We start from the raw sequence: 304 nt of genomic DNA, 5'->3' as shown, positions 1-304 counted from the left end.
TGTGAAGGGGCTCGTCGAGCCGCAGGACGAAGCGTCGCAGCTTGCGGCGCTGCTCTGCGCCGCCGGGCCAGGCGAGCAGGTTCTCGATCTTTGCGCCGGCGGCGGCGGCAAGGCGTTGGCGCTCGCCGGGCAGATGCATAACCGCGGGCAGGTCTACGCCTATGACGCGGATGGGCGAAGGCTCATGCCCATCCACGAGCGGCTGGAGCGCGCCGGCGCCCGCAACATTCAGGTTCGCGCGCCGCGCGGCAAGGCCGACGTTCTGGCCGATCTCGAGGCGCGCTGCGACCTCGTGTTGATCGAC

At 70.7% G+C, this 304-nt stretch carries 1 protein-coding gene; it reads left to right on the top strand.

The features are described from left to right. Positions 1-304, top strand: a 304-nt coding sequence (locus NEI07_RS14440; protein ID WP_256035471.1) for a class I SAM-dependent methyltransferase, incomplete at both ends; no start/stop codon positions are given.

The sequence above is a fragment of the Methylocystis suflitae genome (assembly GCF_024448135.1).
GTDB lineage: Bacteria > Pseudomonadota > Alphaproteobacteria > Rhizobiales > Beijerinckiaceae > Methylocystis > Methylocystis suflitae.
Note: the sequence above shows the minus strand (reverse complement) of the source record. Positions and strands in the feature narration are given on the sequence as shown.